Origin of the sequence: Geobacillus sp. WSUCF1 (genome assembly GCF_000422025.1) — a bacterium.
In the GTDB taxonomy this organism is placed as follows: Bacteria; Bacillota; Bacilli; order Bacillales; family Anoxybacillaceae; genus Geobacillus; species Geobacillus zalihae.
On the sequence record NZ_ATCO01000112.1, the window covers coordinates 12,241 to 28,761 of the forward strand.

General features: G+C 54.6%; 14 protein-coding genes and 1 pseudogene. 2 read left to right on the forward strand and 13 right to left on the reverse strand.

Annotated elements, in window-relative coordinates; genetic code table 11:
• Positions 1-193: 193 nt before the first annotated feature.
• The 11 genes and pseudogenes from I656_RS0116015 to I656_RS19275 all read right to left on the reverse strand — a co-directional run bounded on the left by I656_RS0116015 (position 194) and on the right by I656_RS19275 (position 12,368).
• Positions 194-979, reverse strand: coding sequence for an IclR family transcriptional regulator (locus I656_RS0116015; RefSeq protein WP_031213154.1), 786 nt, complete (start codon positions 977-979; stop codon positions 194-196).
• Between the two features lie 175 nt (positions 980-1,154).
• Complete coding sequence (locus I656_RS05360) at positions 1,155-1,943, reverse strand: fumarylacetoacetate hydrolase family protein (protein WP_015374715.1); 789 nt, start codon at positions 1,941-1,943, stop codon at positions 1,155-1,157.
• Positions 1,944-1,949: 6 nt separating this feature from the next.
• Positions 1,950-3,167 carry an NADP-dependent malic enzyme gene (locus tag I656_RS05355; protein ID WP_011231030.1) on the reverse strand — a complete coding sequence of 406 codons (1,218 nt, stop codon included), beginning with the start codon at positions 3,165-3,167 and terminating at the stop codon, positions 1,950-1,952.
• Positions 3,168-3,357: 190 nt separating this feature from the next.
• A pseudogene (locus tag I656_RS0116020) lies at positions 3,358-5,540 on the reverse strand (malate synthase G).
• A gap of 107 nt (positions 5,541-5,647) precedes the next feature.
• A complete protein-coding gene (locus I656_RS05350) occupies positions 5,648-7,093 on the reverse strand; it encodes an FAD-linked oxidase C-terminal domain-containing protein (RefSeq protein ID WP_033006033.1) in 1,446 nt (481 codons plus the stop codon).
• Positions 7,090-8,451 carry a (Fe-S)-binding protein gene (locus I656_RS05345; protein WP_014195676.1) on the reverse strand — a complete coding sequence of 454 codons (1,362 nt, stop codon included), beginning with the start codon at positions 8,449-8,451 and terminating at the stop codon, positions 7,090-7,092. Before I656_RS05345 ends, I656_RS05350 begins: the two co-directional genes overlap by 4 nt.
• The gene (locus tag I656_RS05340) at positions 8,451-9,773 is read right to left on the reverse strand and encodes an FAD-binding oxidoreductase (protein WP_020755699.1); all 1,323 of its coding nucleotides are present in this window, start codon (positions 9,771-9,773) and stop codon (positions 8,451-8,453) included. The genes I656_RS05345 and I656_RS05340 overlap by 1 nt, the downstream gene beginning before the upstream one ends.
• A 244-nt stretch (positions 9,774-10,017) precedes the next feature.
• Positions 10,018-10,923 carry an NAD(P)-dependent oxidoreductase gene (locus tag I656_RS05330; RefSeq protein WP_020755701.1) on the reverse strand — a complete coding sequence of 302 codons (906 nt, stop codon included), beginning with the start codon at positions 10,921-10,923 and terminating at the stop codon, positions 10,018-10,020.
• Positions 10,920-11,717, reverse strand: coding sequence for a hydroxypyruvate isomerase (hyi, locus tag I656_RS05325; RefSeq protein WP_128570082.1), 798 nt, complete (start codon positions 11,715-11,717; stop codon positions 10,920-10,922). Before hyi ends, I656_RS05330 begins: the two co-directional genes overlap by 4 nt.
• A 64-nt stretch (positions 11,718-11,781) precedes the next feature.
• On the reverse strand, positions 11,782-12,138 hold the full coding sequence (locus tag I656_RS19270; protein ID WP_020755703.1) for a hypothetical protein: 357 nt from the start codon (positions 12,136-12,138) through the stop codon (positions 11,782-11,784).
• Entirely contained in the window at positions 12,135-12,368 is a 234-nt protein-coding gene (locus I656_RS19275) for a TetR/AcrR family transcriptional regulator (RefSeq protein ID WP_020755704.1), read from the reverse strand. Before I656_RS19275 ends, I656_RS19270 begins: the two co-directional genes overlap by 4 nt.
• 175 nt (positions 12,369-12,543) lie before the next feature.
• Between I656_RS19275 and I656_RS05320 the strand changes: the two genes are divergently transcribed.
• The gene (locus I656_RS05320; protein ID WP_020755706.1) at positions 12,544-13,431 is read left to right on the forward strand and encodes an ABC transporter ATP-binding protein; all 888 of its coding nucleotides are present in this window, start codon (positions 12,544-12,546) and stop codon (positions 13,429-13,431) included.
• Positions 13,428-14,231, forward strand: a complete 804-nt coding sequence (locus I656_RS05315; protein WP_020755707.1) for an ABC transporter permease subunit — start codon at positions 13,428-13,430, stop codon at positions 14,229-14,231. The genes I656_RS05320 and I656_RS05315 overlap by 4 nt, the downstream gene beginning before the upstream one ends.
• A 152-nt stretch (positions 14,232-14,383) precedes the next feature.
• On the opposite strand, the gene I656_RS05310 is transcribed toward I656_RS05315, so the two are convergent.
• Complete coding sequence (locus I656_RS05310) at positions 14,384-15,022, reverse strand: Bax inhibitor-1/YccA family protein (protein WP_020755708.1); 639 nt, start codon at positions 15,020-15,022, stop codon at positions 14,384-14,386.
• 48 nt (positions 15,023-15,070) lie between these two features.
• Positions 15,071-16,204 carry an AbrB family transcriptional regulator gene (locus tag I656_RS05305; protein WP_020755709.1) on the reverse strand — a complete coding sequence of 378 codons (1,134 nt, stop codon included), beginning with the start codon at positions 16,202-16,204 and terminating at the stop codon, positions 15,071-15,073.
• Positions 16,205-16,521 lie beyond the last annotated feature (317 nt).

The following is a 16,521-nucleotide window of genomic DNA, read 5'->3' on the forward strand; positions in this document are numbered from 1 at the left end:
AAAAAACGCCCACCCAGAGGCAGTCCTGTCTCGTTTCAAACTGGCAGACAACCGATATATCGGAGCCGGCCGAACGACAGAACGTTCGATTGTATCTGAACAGTTTTGGAAAAAGGATGCCTTCCTCTCATCTTCCCCGCCAAGGCGGCATCCACATGGGTCATTCTTCTTGGCACAAAAAAACGTCCAGCCGCTACAGCTGGACGGAATGGGCTCCACGATAGCCGAGCCTTGCCGACAGTTCTTTGCCGATCTGCCGCATGCGCACAGTGAGCGATGTGATGCGGTCGTCCGTCATGCGGATCGTCGGGCCGGAAACGCTGATCGCCGCGACGACGCCGCCGGTATAGTCAAAAATCGGAACGGCAACACATCGGATACCGTACTCGTTTTCTTCCAAGTCAAGCGCATACCCGTTTTGCCGGACGGTCTCAAGTTCGCGGAAAAATGCCTCGCGGTCGGTGATTGTCCAATCGGTATGCTTCGGCAGTCCTTTCCGATCGATGATCTCTGCAGCCACCGCGGGCGGCAAATGGGCTAAAATGGCCTTGCCGACCGCCGTGCAATGCATCGGAGCCCGCTTGCCGACTTTGGAGTGCATGCGCAGCGTCTCCGTTCCTTCCAATTTTTCAATATAAATGACTTCCCCTTGATCATAGACGACGAGGTGGATGACCTCGTTCGTTTCTTTTTCGAGCTCGCGCAAATATGGCTTCGCCTCTTGGCGCAAATCGATCGAATCAAGCAGCTTTGAGCTGAGCTCTAAAAACTTGTAGCCGAGCTTATACCGCTCCGTTTCCGGATGTTGTTCGATATAGCCGTATTGGGCAAGCGTCGTTAAAATGCGGTACACCGAACTTTTGTTGATGTCCATTTGTTTCGCGATTTCCGTCACGCCCAGCCCGTCCTTTTTCGTGCTGACGATTTCGATAATTTGCAGCGCCCGGCGGACCGATTTGACCGTGTTTTCTCGTTCCATCGCATTCACCTCGATTTGTTCTCTCCGCTCGCCATTATACACGAACAGCCGGGCTTTTGCAGGCGGGAGAGCAGCGCAGGCGCGCATGGCAGCGAGCGCCGCCTTAACGGACGGAACGTATTCACCGTCAGGACGCGCCTGATGCCTTGTTTGGCCCAGAGATGCCGCAGGTTCGTTATGAACGTCGGATGGAAACGGCTGGCGCTTTGGCGGCGACGAACGTATTGCGGAGCGTGCCGATGCCGTCCACATCGCATTCAATGACCGTCCCCGGGCCGACAAGCTCGGCGCCGACCGGGCTTCCCGTCAAAATGACGTCGCCCGGTTGCAGCGTCATGACATGAGACAAATACGAAATCATTTTGCTGATGGAAATGATCATCAGCTTGGTCGAGCTGTTCTGCTTTTCTTCACCATTGACCCGCGCTTTCACCGATACAGCCCGAGGATCGAGCTCTGTTTCAATGACCGGGCCGAGCGGTGTAAACGTATCGAACGATTTTCCGATCGTCCAATGGCCGTCCGGGTGGAAAAACTGCGGCGCGGTGACATCGTTGGCGACCGTATAGCCGAAAATATACGACCACACGTCTTCTTCGCTCACCTGTTTTGCCTCTTTGCCGATCACAACCGCCAGCTCGGATTCAAATTTCACTTCACCAACCCCGCTCGGAATGACCACCTCCGCTTCCGGCCCGACGACCGACGAGGATGGTTTAAAGAAAAAGACAGGAATATCTGGCAGTTCCACCGGCAGCTGTTCACTGGAGGCCACATAGTTGGCGCCAATGCCGATCACATGGCGCGGCGCAAGCGGCGCCACGAGCGAAACGCGATCATAGCGAAATACGTTTCCCGTATAATCCCAAGCGGTGAACATATTTCCTTCGATTTCGCGGATCACTTCACCGTTCACCACACCGGCGCGAATCGCGCCATCAGCGAAAAAACGGGCAAATTTCATCGATGGCTACCCCTCTCTGACACGATTTTGTTCCTCAACTTTTTCCTTGACTCGAGCCACCCCGGTCTCCATGGCGGCACGGGCGACGGCGGAAGCGACGGCCTCGACGACGCGCCGGTCAAACGGGTTCGGGATGACATACTCTTCCGTCAGCTCTTCCGGCTGGATGAGCCCGGCGATGGCTTCGGCAGCGGCAATTTTCATCGCCTCATTAATTTGCGTCGCCCGCACATCGAGCGCGCCGCGGAAAATGCCAGGGAACGCCAACACGTTGTTCACTTGGTTCGGCAAATCCGACCGGCCGGTCGCGACCACGGCGGCGCCGGCGGCTTTTGCCTCATCCGGCATGATCTCAGGCACCGGATTGGCCAAGGCGAATACGACCGCCCCGCGGTTCATCGTCCGAACCATCGCCGGCGTCAACGCCCCAGCAACCGAGACACCGATAAACACATCCGCGCCTTGAATGACGTCCGCAAGCGTCCCGGAGATACGGCGGTGATTCGTTTGCCGGGCGATTTCTTCCTTGATAGCGTTCATCCCATGCGAGCGCCCTTCATAAATCGCTCCTTTTGTGTCGCAAACGATCAGTTCGCCGACTCCGATCGACAGCAGCAATTTGGCGATCGCCACCCCGGCAGCGCCGGCGCCGTTGATGACAACCCGGCAATCGGCAAGCTGTTTGCCAACCACTTTCAAGGCGTTCGTCAGCCCAGCGGCCACGACAATCGCCGTGCCATGCTGATCATCATGAAACACCGGGATCGCCATCTCTTGGCGAAGACGCTCTTCAATGACAAAGCAGGCGGGGGCGGCGATATCTTCCAAATTGATGCCCCCAAACGCCGGTTCCAGCAACTTGACCGTTTGAATGATTTGTTCCGGATCTTCCGTATCGAGGCAAAGCGGCACGGCATCGATCCCGGCGAACGCTTTGAACAAGGCGGCTTTCCCTTCCATGACCGGAAGCGCCGCCCGCGCGCCAATGTTGCCAAGCCCAAGCACCGCCGTGCCATTCGAGACGACGGCGACAAAATTTCCCTTCACTGTATAGTTGTACATTTCGTCTTGGTCGACGTAAATTTCTTTGCACGGTTCAGCCACTCCCGGCGAATAAATGAGACTTAAATCATTGGCATTCACGACCGGCACTTTCACTTCAACTGACAGCTTTCCTCTTGCCTGCCGATGGACAAGCAACGCTCGTTCTCGCAAATGTTCCATCACTGATCCCTAGCTACTAGCCTTCCCCTATCCCCTTGTACCGCCTTTTGTGCTGCTTTGCGTTTGACAACCCGGCCAGTAGTAACTAGGAGCTGCCTCCTTTCTCTATTTATTTTCTTAATTTTCTGATCAAAATAGATAGGAAGGAACAAGGTCATCCATCCCTTGTTCCTTATACAGCTTTTGGCGTTTATTGCTGAATGGCGGCAAATTTCGCTTTTGCTTCTTGACGGCGGCGGTGCAAAATCGGCTCGGTATAGCCGTTTGGCTGTTCATAGCCGCGGAAAATGAGATCGCACGCCGCTTGGAACGCCACCGAATCATCGTAATTCGGCGCCATCGGACGATAGTTCGGATCGCCGGCGTTTTGTTCGTCGACGACTTTTGCCATCCGCTTGAGCGTCTCAAGCACTTGCTCTTTCGTGCAAATGCCATGATGGAGCCAGTTGGCGAGAATTTGGCTCGAGATGCGAAGCGTCGCCCGGTCTTCCATCAGTCCGACGTTGTGAATGTCCGGCACTTTCGAGCAGCCGATCCCTTGGTCGATCCAGCGGACGACATAGCCTAAAATGCTCTGGCAGTTGTTGTCGATTTCTTCTTGAATTTCCTCTGCCGTCCATTGCGGGTTGTCGACAACCGGAATTTGCAAAATGTCGTCGCGATAATCGTTCCGATCGTTCGCCAGTTCGCTTTGCACAGCGGAGACGTTCACTTGATGGTAATGAAGCGCATGGAGTGTGGCCGCTGTCGGCGACGGCACCCATGCCGTATTGGCGCCTGCTTTGAGCTGCGCTCCTTTTTGCTTCAGCATTTCTGCCATCAAATCCGGCATCGCCACATTCCTTTGCCGATTTGCGCCCGGCCGCGGAAGCCGGCGGCAAGCCCAACGGCGACGTTCGATTTTTCATACGCCTGCAGCCAAGTCGATGATTTCATCTCGTTTTTGCGCAGCATCGGCCCTGCTTCCATCGATGTATGAATCTCGTCGCCCGTCCGGTCGAGGAAGCCGGTGTTGATGAAGACGATGCGGTCGCGCACTTGGTAGATGCAGTTTTTCAAGTTGAGCGACGTCCGCCGCTCTTCATCCATGACGCCGATTTTGATCGTGTTCCGCTCGAGGCCGAGCATGTCTTCGACGCGGTCAAACAGCTCATTGGCAAACGCCACTTCCGCCGATCCGTGCATTTTCGGCTTGACGATGTAGATGGAACCTTTGCGCGAATTCAAGTAGCGTGTATTGCCGATGAGCGAATGTTTCATAATCAAGCTTGTAATGACGGCGTCCATGATCCCTTCATGCACTTCCTCGCCATTCGCATGCAAGATCGCGTTGTTCGTCATTAAGTGCCCGACGTTGCGCACGAACATGAGCGAACGGCCCGGCAGCACGAGCTCCCCGCCATCCGGCGTTTTGTATACGCGATCCGGGTTCAGGGAGCGCGTCATGATTTTGCCGTTTTTCTCAAATGTCGCTGTCAAATCGCCTTTAACGAGACCAAACAAGTTGCGGTAAACGAGCACTTTGTCTTCGGCGTCAACGGCCGCCACCGAATCTTCACCGTCCATGATCGTTGTCACGGCCGCTTCTAGGACAATGTCTTTGACCCCGGCTTGATCCGTTTTTCCGACCGCATGCTCGCGGTCGATTTGAATTTCAATGTGAAGGCCATTGTTCTTCAGCAACACCGCTGTCGGATGTTGCGGGTCGCCTTGGAAGCCGACGAATTTTTCCGGCTCTTTCAGCCCCGTCGTCGCCCCGCCTTCTGTCGTCACGACAAGCTGGCCATCAACAATGGCGTACTGGACAGCGTCTTTATGGGAATATTGCGCCAGCGGCACCGCTTCATCTAAAAACTGCCGCCCGTAGGCGATGACTTTCGCCCCGCGCACCGGGTTGTACGACGAACCGCGCTCGGCGCCGTCTTCTTCGCTGATGGCATCGGTGCCGTACAGCGCGTCGTACAGGCTGCCCCAACGGGCGTTGGCAGCGTTTAATGCATAGCGGGCGTTCGTCAACGGAACGACGAGCTGCGGCCCGGCTTGCACGGCAATTTCATCATCGACATTGTCGGTCGTAATCTCAAAGTCCTCGACTTCCGGCTCCAAATAGCCGATGTCTGTCAAAAATGCTTTATATTCGTTAAAATCAAAGCGGCCGCGATGCGCTTTATGCCACTCATTCAATTTTTCTTGAATTTCGTCGCGGCGGGCGAGCAATTCTTTGTTGCGCGGCGTCAAGTCGGAAATGAGCGCGCCGAAATCGCTCCAAAACTTGTCTTGATCCAACCCGCTGTTCGGCAGAAGCTCCTCGTTGACAAAGTCGTACAACACTTTGGCGACTTGGATGTTCCCTTTTTGTACGTATTCGCCCATTATTCTCTTCCCCTCTCTTGTTTCTTATTACGAAACATCGTTTCTCAATTTCTCTAAAAAGATGATACCATGAAACGAAATGACTGGCAATCGTTTTCAAAAAATTTTCATTTCACTGTCGACGGCGTCTTTGTCTCTACACAACGCCCCGGCGTCGGGAACAGCTTGCCGGCGTTGAGCAAGTTTTTCGGGTTAAACACGTCGCGGATTGCCGTTTGCGCCAAAATTTCCTCATCAGTGAAAATGAAGCGCATCTCTTCTTTTTTCTCAATGCCAACGCCATGTTCCCCTGTAATTGATCCGCCGACCGCCGCGCACGCCTTGAGGCATTCGCTTCCGGCGGCAAGCGCCCGCTCCGTCTCCCCAGGCTTGCTCGCATCAAACAACACAAGCGGGTGCAAATTGCCGTCGCCGGCGTGGAAAATGTTTGCGATTCTCAGTCCATACTTGCGGCTGATATCGGCGATTTCCCGCAGCACTTCCGGCAGCCGGCTGCGCGGAATGACGCCATCTTGCACTAAATAGTCAGGCGAAATCGCCCCCATGGCGCCAAAGCCGGTTTTCCGGTTCGCCCACCAGCGGGCCCGTTCTTCCTCTGACTGGGCGACTTTCACTTCGCGCACATGATGGCGGCGGCAAATCGTTAAAATATCGTTGATTTGTTCGTCGATCCCGGCGGAAATGCCGTCCACTTCAATGAGCAACAGCGCGGCGATGTCTTTCGGATGCCCGACCGGAAACGCGGCCGCTTCGACCGCCTCGATGGCCGTTTGGTCCATCATCTCGAGCGCCGCCGGCACGATTCCAGCGGAAATGATGTCAGAAACGGTCTGGCTCGCATCTTCCACTTCGTCAAAATAGGCGAGCACCGTCTGTTTGGCCTCGGGATTTTTCAACAAACGGACGGTGATTTTTGTCACGATGCCAAGCGTCCCTTCCGACCCGGTCAGCAGCCCGAGCAAATCGTAGCCTGGCGGATCGGGAACGCCGTTTCCGCCGATTTCAATCACTTCGCCGTTCGGCAAGACGACTTCAAGCCCTAAAATATGGTTCGTCGTCACTCCGTATTTTAAGCAGTGGGCGCCGCCAGCGTTTTCCGCGACGTTGCCGCCGATCGTGCAGCAATATTGGCTTGACGGGTCGGGCGCATAGTAATAGCCGCGGTGGGCGACCGAGTTCGTCAACTTCAAGTTGACAAACCCCGGCTCGACGACGGCGCGCCGGTTTTCGAGATCGACGTGCAACAGCCGCTTCATCCGCGTTAGGCTGATGACGACTTCGCCGTTTAGCGGAATCGCCCCGCCGCTTAACCCCGTGCCGGCGCCGCGGGCGAGAAACGGAAGATCATGCTCATGGCAGTATTTGACGACCGCCGCCACTTGCTCCGTGCTGTTTGGAAATACAACCGCCCTTGGCAAATGGCGGTGGACGGTGAAGCCGTCGCAGTCGTACGCCATTAAATCTTCCTTCCGGTACAAAATTGCCGTTTCGCCGACAATGCGGGCGAGCGCTTGGATGTGCGGGTTGTTCGTTGCAATCGGCCGTTTTCTCATATGCGCACGTCCTTCCCTTCTTCTTTTTGGTACGCCCAATCGAGCAGCTGCACCGTATGGACGATTTTTTGGTTTCGTCCATGTTTCATGACGCCAAGCGCCATTTGCAGCATGCAGCCTGGATTGCCCATCGAGATCAGCTCCACCTCTTGCGGCACGTGTTGCATTTTGCTCTCAAGCACCGCTTGTGCCATCTCCGGATGGGTGAGGTTGTAAATGCCGGCGCTGCCGCAGCAACGATCGGCGTTTGGCATGGCGACCATTTCCACCCCCGGAATGCTTTCAATCAAAGCGCGCGGCTCTTGGCGGATGCCCTGGCCATGGGCCAAATGGCACGCATCATGGTAGGTGAGGCGCACGTTCAATTCCGCTTTCGGTGGTTTGAAGCCCGTGTCATGCAAAAATTTGGACACATCCTCAACTTTGGCGGCAAATTGCTCCGCCTTTTCATGCCATTCCGGGTCATGGCGGAACAGTTCCGGATATTCTTTCAACATGCAGCCGCAGCCGGCGGCGTTAACGATGACATGGTCGACATGTTGAAACGCCTCAATATTTTGCTTGGCGAGCTTCCGGCCGGTTTCGCGGTCGCCGGCGTGAACGTGAAGCGCCCCGCAGCACGTCTGGTTCGGGACGATGACGACATCGTTGCCGTTATGGGTCAACACACGGATCGTCGCTTCGTTAATATCACTAAACATAACATCCATGACGCATCCGGTCAAAATCGCGACGGTTCGCTTTGTTTCCCCCTTCGCCTTAATGAGCGGCTGATGTTTATACTTTCTCCGAACCGGCGTACCGACCGCTGGCAAAATCGCCTCCATCTCAGCCAAGTGATCGGGCATGACACGCAGCAGTCCGGTTTTGCGCGCCACCGTCTGCAAGCCGCTTTTTTGGTACCATTTCAGCAGGCGGCCGAGCCAATCGAGGCGCGACGGATGCGGAAAAATGCCTTTTAAGAAAACGTCGCTGACAAGCGCCTTCCAACCGGTGAGCGGAACCGCCTGGCGGAGCTGGCCGCGCACTTGTTCAATGAGCCCACCGACATCGACATCGGCCGGGCAAGCCGTCGTGCATGCACGGCAATCCAAGCACGTAAAAATCGGATCGAGCAAATCAGGCGTCAACTCAAGCTTCCCTTCGCCGACCGACTTCATCAAATGAACGCGGCCGCGCGGAGAGTGCTGTTCTTCACCCGTCTGTTCGTACGTCGGGCATGATTCTAAACACATGCCGCAATGAACGCAATCAGCCCACTTGCTCGGGTCCGGCAAATCGTGAAAACGATAGTTTCCAAGACTCGCGGTCGCACACGCCGGGCTGTCCGCCCGCTCATTGGTCATCGTGCTCATCATTAAATCCCCCCAATAAAGCGTTGATCGTTGACCGTTTTGTTCGGATCGATTTTTCGCTTAATGCCTTCGAGCAGGAAAAAGTACGACGGCTTTCCGCCCCAGACGTCGACGCGCTGGCGCAGCGAAAGCGGCAAATGTTTCACAATCGCGTAGCCGCCCAGGCGAACCGCTGCCTGACGCAGCTCCTCTATTGCCGCCAACACTCCTTCTTCACTCCCATGTACATACGCCTGACAAAGCCCGTGGCCCAATCCGCCGTGCGCCTCGATGCGGACATGGCAACGGTCAGCGATTAAAACGCTTTCACGCAAGACCGAAAGCACATCCAAGTTGACAACCCCGATTTTCACTGCCGCTTCAACACTGTTTTCCGCCTGCTCCAGACGCCCGTTCGGTGCAATCGTGTAAAACGTCCGCCAAAACGCCGCTGTCTCTTCGCCGGCTAAAATGGACATTTCCACCGCTTTCGGCCGCAGCCGTTCCACCCATTGTTCTTGGTAATGGACGGCGTTTTCCACATCTTCAAACCCGATCACAAGCGTATAAACCGGCCGTCCCGTCAGCCGCTCGGAAAGCGCCGGGTTAAGCAGTTCAAAGCAAACCGGCTCCATCATCGTATCAAGGAAGGAAACCGCAAACGAGCGAATATCATGAACATCGCCGGTTGGAAATGACAATAAAACAACACTTTCATATTTTGGCAGCGGCCGGAGCTTGAGCGTGATCTCGCTCAACACGCCGAGCGTCCCCATCGCTCCAATGAACAGCTTGTTCATATCGTAGCCGGCGACGTTTTTCACGACTTTGCCGCCTGAACGGATGATCGTCCCATCTGGGTACACGATGCGCATCCCGATGACGGAATCGCGCGCCGACCCGTAGCCGAGACGCTTCGGTCCGCTGTCGTTGGCCGCAATCACTCCGCCGATCGTCGCTTCCTCCGGCCAAAACGGATCTAAGGCGACCTTTTGCCGATACGGGGCGAGCGCGCGCTGCAAATCGCCAAATTTCGTTCCTGCCTTGACGGTGACCGTCATATCAGCGGCCGCATGTTCGACAATGCCGGTATAGTGTTCCAACGACAACAAGATGTCTGCCTGTTCCCGCTGCCCGCCAAATCCCCGTTTTGTGCCGCGTCCAGCGATGACGACTTTTTTGCCATGGCGGTCGGCATAGCGGAGCACCGCAGCGATTTCTTCCTCTGCTCGCGGATAGACGGCCACCGCCCCATCATTGCCGAGGGGATGGAACGATTCATTCCGTTTGATCTGTTCTGGATGCAAAAACGCCTGCAGCTCCTCAATCCATGTCAATGAAAGCATGAGCGCCCTCCTTCGTTTCGTAATAAGAAACATCGTTTCTTTTTATCTGTAAAAAAAAGCGAACCGCTCGAACCGTTTTCTTTATCAGGCGGAGGGTGTCCCAAAAGAATCAGGACACCTTTTCTGATCACCGTCATATATACAAGTGATTTAGCGCAAAACAACCTTTGGAGCCAACCCTCCCTGCTACTTCTATTAAACCATCGCTCCTCCATTTTTTCAACGAATTTTTTGAATTTGACGATCATTTTGTCCATTCTGTCTCTTTTACCACCACCCCGACCTGCTGCTCGAGCGGCTGAATGACCGCGGCCATATCCAAGTCGGCAAGGCCTGCGGCGATCGCTGCGGCAAACGCTTTTTCCGCCTGAACGCCAAGACGGTGGCCAAGGCCGATGTCATCCATCAACTCGTTCGCCAGGCGCACGTCCTTGTGCACATACTTCACCGCCCCGCCAGGAGTGAATTGACGCGGCAGCACGAACTGCTCCATATGGCGGCGCAGCATCCGGCTGTCTCCGTAGCTTTCTTTTAACAGCCGATACAGCTTCCCGGCATCAAGCCCATAAGCGACGCCAGCGACCATCGCTTCCGCCGCGGCGACGGAATGGACAGCAACCAAGTACTGATTGATCACTTTCGCCGCGCTGCCGGCGCCGCTTTCTCCTAAATATTCAACCGTTTTTCCTAACACCCGAAGCAACGGGCGCACCTGCTCCCATGCTTCTTTCGCCCCGCCGACCATGATCGTCAGCGCCCCTTGCTCCGCCCCTTCCGGCCCGCCGCTTACTGGCGCATCCAAATAGGCGACGCCGTGCTCATCGGCGCGCCGAGCGACAAACCGACTTGTTTTCGGACCGACGGTCGTAAAATCAAGACAAATCGTCCCAGGCCGGGCCACGCTGAGGACGCCGCCTTCACCTGTATACACTTCGATGACATCATCCGGCATCGATAAGCACGTGCAAATGATATCCGCCTCACCAGCCAGCTCTGCCACTGTCGCCGCCTGTCGGGCGCCAAGGTTGACAAGCGGAACCGCTTTTTCTGTCGTACGGTTGTACACCGTAACATTGAATCCCGCTTCAAGCAGCCGCTTCGCCATGCGCGATCCCATCACGCCCAATCCGATAAAGCCGACGCGCATCATCGTCCGCCTCCCCCTTTCATTCCGCGGTATTCCTCATACCAGGCAAAACTTTCGCTGCTTTTCCCTGATGGAATGTACTCAAGTCCAATCGCTCCATTGTAGCCGTGCTCTTGCAAAAATGCGAAAATCTCGCGATACGGAAGCGCTCCCGTCCCCGGCTCATGCCGCCCGGGGGCATCAGCGAATTGCACATGCGCGATGAGCGGTGCGTAGTCGGCAAACGTCGCTGTCACATTGCGTCCGAGCCGAGCCATATGATAGACGTCATATTGCAATTTCACATTCGTCCGGCCGAGATCGCGGATGATCGCCGCCGCTTCCTCAATATCGGTTAAAAAGTAGCCGGGCATATCGAACGGATTGATCGGTTCAATCGTCAGCGTCAAACCGTGGACGCCGAGCGCAGCGGCCGCCTCATCCAAGCGGCGCATGTATATTTCTTTCGCCCGTTCCCGCGGCAAATCGGCCGGAACCACTCCAGCCATGCAATGAAGACGCGGCGCGCCAAGCGCGAGCGCATAGCGCACCCCTTCCTCAAGCGCACGGCGGAAATCGTCATGACGGCCGGGAAGAATCGCCAGTCCGCGCTCCCCCTTTTCCCAATCGCCAGCGGGCAAATTCAGCAAAACAAGCGACAGCTCAAGCTGCTCGAGTTCATCAGCAATCGCCTCAGGAGCCACCGAGTACGGAAACTGGCATTCAACGTGCGAAAACCCATGCTGCTTCGCCTTGGCAAACCGGGCGAGAAACGGCGCTTCCGTGAAAATCGTCGATACATTGACGGCAAACTTCATCATGAGGCTCCTTTCTTCTCCATTTCTTTCCCTATATTCGCCCCACCCTTTGCCGATTCCTGCCTCACCGCGTTTCACCTTTAATGCCGTAAAAAAACAGCCGCACCATGTCTTCGACCAACCGCTCATTATACAGGGAAGCCGGAATTTTTTCCGACAGCTCCCGCCATCCGTTCAAGTAAAGCAACAACGCCTCGATAGATAAACGCGGGTCAACTTCCCCTTTTTTCTGGGCTTCGCGAATCATGTCCACCACCAGCGGCAGCACCCGCGTTTCATTTAGCAGCTCGATCGAACGGCGAAATTCTTCATCCTCCTGCATCCAGCGCAGCATCACATCTGCCCAACCTTCTTTAAACAATTTCACCTCTTGGAAAATCGTATGCTTCACCTTTTCCTCAAACGATCCCGCTTGTTTCAAAAACGCCTCGTATTCATCACTTGCCGGACCACGTCATCGAGGAGCGTTTCGCGGATGAGATTTTCCTTGCTTCCGAAATAATTGTAGATTGTCACCGGCGATACATGGGCCTGTTTCGCGATCTCTTGGATCGTCACCTCGCGCGGGTCCCTTATTTTTTGGAGCAGCTCCAGCACCGCCTGCTTGATCGCCTGCTTTTTTTGTTCTGTCCGCCTAGCAAAGCCGTTCATCCAGCACCACCTTCCACTCTGTTTTTCTTTATCTATTCTACTTCTAACTATAATGAAATATAAATAAAAACAAATTACAAAATTCATTGATGAACCACCAAACAATGACGTATAATAAAAATGAAATATTTAAACATAAATATTTCAAAAAATCAGCTCTAGGGGAGGTCATGCCATGATCGAACTACAACAGTTAACCAAAGTCTTTCCGAACGGCAGGGGGATTTTTGATGTCACCTTAACCGTCCATGAAGGGGAAGTGTTCGGATTTTTAGGGCCGAACGGCGCGGGAAAGTCCACGACGATCCGGCACTTGCTTGGATTTCTGAAGCCGACGAAAGGCCGCGCCGCCATCAAAGGGGTCGACTGTTGGCAAGAGTCCGTAAAAGTGCAGGCGTCAATCGGCTATTTGCCCGGTGAAATCGCCTTTCCCGACGGAATGACCGGGATGGAACTGCTCGACTTGCTGGCTGGGATGCGGCGAATGAACTCGACCCGCTACCGTGATGAGCTGATTGAACGGCTGCAGTTGGATGTCCGACTTCCGCTCCGGAAAATGTCCAAGGGAACAAAGCAAAAAGTCGGCCTTGTCGCTGCGCTCATGCATGATCCCGAGGTGATCATTCTCGATGAACCGACATCCGGCCTTGACCCGCTCATGCAACAAACGTTCATCGATCTTATTCGTGAAGAAAAGCAAAAAGGGAAAACGATCTTTTTGTCTTCACACATCTTTCCTGAAATCGAGCGGACGTGCGATCGAGTAGCCATCATGAAAGACGGCCGCCTGATGGCCGTCAATGACATTCATGAACTGCAATCGATGCAGCGAAAGCTGTTTGACGTCATGTTGTCCCGCGAAGAGGATGTCGCGAAACTGCTCGCCTCGCCGCTCGAGGTCGTCCACCATGCCGGCCGCCGAGTCTGCATCGCCGTGCAAGGAAACTACGATGCCTTCATTCGCGAGCTGGCTCAATACCAAGTGCAAAGTATCGATCTCCGCACACAAAGCTTAGAAGATATTTTTCTGCATTACTATGATCGCCGGGGGGACGAACGATGAATGCCGCATTATATAAACATATGGTCAAAGCGCAGGCCAAAACGATCATCAGCTATTCGGTCGGATCAGCCTTTTATATCGCGCTGATCGCCGGCGTCTATCCATCGTTGGCCGATTCCAAAGCCATCAATCACTATCTTCAACAGCTGCCGGATGAGCTTCTGAAAGTGTTCAACATCACCGGCATGGGCAACCTGCTCGAATTCATCGCCGGGGAGTATTACGGGCTGCTGTTTATTTTAATCGGCTCGATTTATTGCATCACCGCCGCCAATCAACTGATGGCGCGGCCCATTGACCGTGGTTGGATGGCCTATTTGCTTGCGACGCCGAATTCGCGGCGAACGATCGCCTTCACCCAAGCGCTCGTACTGCTCACGGGATTAGCGGCCATCGTCATCTTGACAACCGCAGCTGGTTTTGCCGCCGACGCGTGGTTCGTTGCCGATGATGCTCTCGATGCAGAGCGGTTCCTGATCATGAATGCGATTGGGTTCCTTCTCTTTTTCGCCATCAGCGGCTATTCGTTTTTCTTCTCCGCCATAGCCAGCGACGAAAAGCGGGCGCTTTCTTTATCTGGCGGGGTCACCGTTCTGTCTTACAGCTTGGACCTTATCGGCAAGCTGGCTGAGAAAGCGGAATGGCTTCGGTATGGGTCAATCTTTGCCGCCTTCGAACCCGGAAAAATCGCCCAAGGCCAAGCCGAATGGCTCCCTGTCTCCCTGTTGTTATTGGCGATCGGCGCCCTCGGCTACACGGTGGGGATCAGTTTCTTTTCCAAACGCGACTTGCCGCTTTGATCAATGCCACCGTCATGGAAAAAGAGGGTGTCCCAAAAGGATGGGGACGCCCTCTTCCGCCTCCATATATGCGTGCTGACCGCTTCTTTAACACTATATGTTGTGCCTATCTTAAAGACAGACGGCCTTTTGGGTCAGCCCCTTTTTGGCGCTCAATCCTCATCGCTGGCGAAAAAACGCAAAATGTAGACAAACAAATTGATGAAATCAAGGTAAATATTGACGACAATCATCGGGATATCCGCTTCCGTAAAGCCATAGCGGGCCAAACGGTTGATGTCGTAAATCGTAAAGCCAAGGAAAATCAAAATCCCCAAAGCGGCGATGCCCATTTGCCCGACGCTTGAGAATGGGATGAACCATTGGATGATCAGCAAGCCAAGAAGCGCAAACGCGCCAAGCATCAAAAACCCGCCGAGGAACGAAAAATCTTCTTTCGTTCTCGCCGCGTAAATGGCAACGCCGGAAAACGAGACGACGGCCAGCGCAAACGCTTTGAACACCGCCGCTGCGCCGATGACGGACAAGTAATAGCCGATGAGCGGATAGAGCGTCGCCCCCGAGACAAACATAAACGCAAACATGAGCGGATAGCCGACCGCTTTTTTGCTGCGGGCGAAGATCATCACCAAAAGCAAAATGAGTTCCAAGCCATAGAGCGGCAAGTACATCCCGGCCGGCACCCATTGCCCGGCATACAGCCCTGCGGTCGCAACAGCCAGCGCCGCTAAAAAGGAAACCGCCAACTTCGCCACCGGGCTGTGCGGACGATAAACGGTCGAATGGTTCATGGCAACCCCCTCCTTTTTCTTTCTAGTTTAGCATATATTTGTTTCTTGTCACAGCCCTTTCTTTTGGATTGACGCAGACGGCATGACCCATCGTTCAATCGATCGAAACCAGCGGGCGGCAAACCATTTTTTCAGCACCGGCGGAACGACAAGCAAAATGAAAAAAATGCGGAACATTTGATAACTTGTCACAACAGCAAGATCGGCATGCGCTTCCCGCGCCAAAATCCCCATTTGATCCATACCCCCCGGCGCCAAAGCGATGAACGCTGTCAAATACGGCACGCCATGCAAAACCGTTAAGACAAATGCGGAAGCCATGGAAAACAAAATGAGCGCAAGGCCGGTGGCCATCGCGGCCAGCACCGCTCTTCCTTTTTCCGCGATGCGGGCCGGTTTCAGCATGACGCCTAGGTAAGCCCCCATCGCGATTTGCGCGATATCCAACAAAGGAGCAGGCAAAGGCGGCGCCGGCGCCCCGGCCATGACCAGAGCCGCTGTTCCGATGATCGGGCCGAGCAAATAGGCAGTCGGCAGTTTGATGCGTCTTCCGATGATCGCGCCGGCGACTGTGACGATCACATACAGCCAAACAAGACCAACGCTCCAATGCGCCTCTTGTCCGCTTTCTGCGCCCGTCCCTGCCTCAGCGCCGCCGGAAAAGAACGGGCTTAAGGCGATGAGGGGAACGAGAAATACAACGCCCATCAGGCGCATGACTTGAAAAAACGTGACAATCGTGGCATCGACACCGTCGAGCTCTTCGCCCAACACAAGCATTTGCGACAATCCGCCGGGGATGCTGCCGGTGACGACTGAACGGAGCGGAATCTTTGTCCATCTCGCGACAAGGCAAGAAACAAGGAAGCTAAACAGCAAAATCAACACCGTCGCCAGCAACATCACCGGCAATTGCCGGCCCATCTCCACAAGCGTTCCTGCCGTCATCGATGCCCCTAGCGTATAGCCGATCGGAATAAGCGCAGCGTTGCGAATGCCGACCGGCCAATACAACGCTCCCTTCCAAAAACGGCCGACCAAAAGCAACGCGGCGGCTGGGCCGAGCATCCAATGGAGTGGAATGCGGAACAAGGCGAAAATAAAGCCGCCGAGCGCCCCAATCACCAGCGTCAACGCGATGCGCGCCATGTTGTTCCACTTCTCTTGTCTTTTCGAGGCCAAGCGAACACCTTCTCTCTTCCTTTCACAACGACTTTCACCGAATCAACCATTCTCTGTGCTCTCCCTCATGCACATAGCGAAAGCCTTCAGCCGTCCATAGTCAATACATCGTCAATACACACAGCGATGAGACCGTGCAAACAAGAAGAAAAAGATGGAAAAACAAAAAGGATCATTGATATAATATTGTCTGATTCAGTGACATACTCCCACCACCTACGCTTCGCTTAGAGGTGGGGGCTTCTCGGGTAATCCCATCTCATGATGGGAAGTTGACCGAGCGATCCCCGTGTGCCCCACGGTTTTACTGAAATTCA